This is a genomic window from Brevundimonas sp., from assembly GCF_031082345.1.
Lineage (GTDB): Bacteria > Pseudomonadota > Alphaproteobacteria > Caulobacterales > Caulobacteraceae > Brevundimonas.
In genome coordinates this window covers 1-2,620 of record NZ_JAVHLH010000187.1, presented here as the reverse complement: position 1 = coordinate 2,620, position 2,620 = coordinate 1, and the positions used below count along the sequence as shown (strand labels likewise).

Genomic DNA, 2,620 nt, shown 5'->3' with positions numbered 1-2,620 from the left:
GCCCCCATAGTCCGTTGCGCGGGCAATTGCTCCGGCCCGAGAGCCATTGGTGCAAACGACTTGCGAGCCACTTGATCCCTCGAAGGCGTCGAAGATCGCGATCTCCCACGGATTGTAGTCAAACGAGCCTCCGGAGAAGGCCCTCGCCCACCCGAACATATTCCAGTCATAGCTGCAGATTTCCAGTCCGGAATCGGGGTCTTTTCTCCCGCTTGGGTAGCCGCCCCGTCTATAACATTCGGCTCGGGTTATATCCTCCAGGCCGAGAGGATCGATAAGATTCACCGGGTCCAGCCGGACGTAGGCATACAGATTCGCACCCGCTGCGTATCCGATCGGGTCCGGTTGCAGAAATCGCCCGATTCCCGGCAGGTAGGTACGTGCCCGATAGTGATAGGCTCCGGCCTCCGCCAGCCAGGCTTGGCCCGTGTATTGGAAGCGGCCAACGTTGCCGACAGCCGGGACACCGTACTCGTCGTAGCGGTTAATGACGAAAGCCGCGCCGGTGCTGTCGCTGCGGGTGATGACAGAGCCCCGCTCATCCGTCAGCGGCCACCCCCGGACCGGTGAGGTGGAGGCAAGGTCCCAGCTCGCGGCGATGTCGTCCAATCCAAGGCCGGGGATATGACGGGCGGTGATGTTTCCGCTCCCGTCATACTCGGCGACCAGCTGCACGCCGGCATACTGGAATCGGGTCGGAAAGCCGCCGACGCTGGACTGGTAAAGCCGGCCCGCGGGGTCAAAGGTGAAGTCCGCCGCACCCGTCCCGGCATTGGCCGACGTCAAGCGACCAGCGGCATCGTAGCCATAGGTGTTTCCCGCCACGCTGGTGGCGTTCTTGTCGCCATCATAGAGGACCGCTGCGCTGTCGATCCCCGTGATCTGGTTCAAGTCGTTGTTCTCGTAGACTGTGGTTCCGGTCACCGGAGTCAGTAGATAGTTCGTGTTCGATACCCCGCGCCCGACGATCTGGCCGGCGGGGTTCCAAGAAAAGGTAAGGGTCAGGTCGTGGGACGTCCCGGAGGGGTTCTGGACAACGCTGATCAATCGGCCGAAAGCGTCGTACCCATAGGTCGTTGGCGCACCCACGCCATCGGCGCGGGTGATGCCGATCAACCGGCCCAGATTGTCGTAGGTGTACTCGGCCAGCACGCCAGGTCCGGACAAGGCGCCATTCTCGTTGATGGAGGTGACAGCGCCGTACGGGTCGTGCGAATATTTAACGAAGAAAGCGTCGGGCCACGTGAGCTTCGATACCCGACCCCCGGCGTCGTATTCCCAAACCATCGCCCCCAATGGGCCGGTCTCACTGACCCGTCGAGAAAGGGCATCCCACCCGGTGGTCAGCGTTTGGCCGTTTCCAACGGTGGTTATCACCCGCCCCAGATTGTCATAGGTCGCGGCCACATCCATCGTGCCCGTAGGCGCATCGACGTTGGTGACTCGCCCCAGCAGGTCCCGCGTCAATGTCGTAGTCTGGCCGGCGCGATTCCGGCTGGTCATCGGCAGGCCTGACTTGTTCCAGGTCCAAGCCTCGTGGTCGACAGTCGAAGTCCCCCCGCCGCTCGCGTTGGGATAACGCAACTTCACCAGCCGGTCGAAGCCATCATACTCCATGATTGAGACGTTCCCGCCGCCGTCAGTCAAGGAGGCGGTCTGGCCGTTCGGGGTGTAGGTGAGGCTCTCTGCCACGCCGCCCGTGGCGGTGGAAATGACGCGACCGGCGGCGTCATAGGTTACTTGCGCAATGCGGTCGGGGCCAAACGCACCGCTTGTCGCCGTCGTGCAGGCGCTGGATGGCAGGGCGGAGAAAGTGGACGGGTTCATTCGCACGGCGGTGCACGACGGTCGGCCGGCGGCGTCGTAGCTGACTTGCTGCACGCCGGAGACCGCGCCCGCGCCCGACATTTGCCGCGTCTCGGTTTGCCGAAAGTAGGCCCCCGCGTCATAGATGGCCTGACTCTTCAACAGCGGCGAGAAGTTGGTCCAGAGTCCGCTGGCGGCTGTGCCGGTTTCGGCCAGGGTCACCTGACCCCTTCCGTTATAGGTCAGGCGCTGCGCTCGATTCAGCAGGGGACCCGCGCCGTCCGGATCCGGGCTGACAATGCCGATCACCTGGCGTGCGTCATCGTGAACATACCTCACGGTATCAGCGGTCCCGAATAGCGGCCCATCCACCGTCGCGACATCGCCGTCCGATGTGTAGGTCAACGCGGTGATCGCCATGGCCGGCGAGACGCCCGAGCCGCGGCTCATCGAAATTGGGAGGAGATTATTGGTCGCGGTAGACGGCGAATAGACGATGGTCGTCAGGACTTCATTGGCCGCGCCGTCGCAGGTGGTCCCGGTGGCGCACGAAGATATCTCGACCGGGAGGGTGATCGCTGAGCCATTATCGAAAGTCGTCGCGCTGTTGTGATAGCGGGCTTGGAAACCGCCATAGGTGTAGCGGCTCTGCGGCCGGATCGGGCCGCCGTCCGGCGACGGCGCGGTGACGCTGAGCAGGCCGCCGTGGGTGCTGTCCCAGATGTAGTTGGTGACTCCACCCAAGGCGTCGGCGGTGGTGGTCGGGAGGTTGCAGGTCACGGGATTCAAACACGTCGCCGGATAGGTGGCGGAC

Annotated in this window: 1 protein-coding gene; it reads right to left on the bottom strand. The window is 63.5% G+C overall.

Annotated features, from left to right (window positions below):
• The coding region (locus RDU12_RS11635; RefSeq protein ID WP_308684724.1) for an RHS repeat-associated core domain-containing protein at window positions 1-2,586 on the bottom strand (2,586 nt) is incomplete at its 3' end.
• Window positions 2,587-2,620 lie beyond the last annotated feature (34 nt).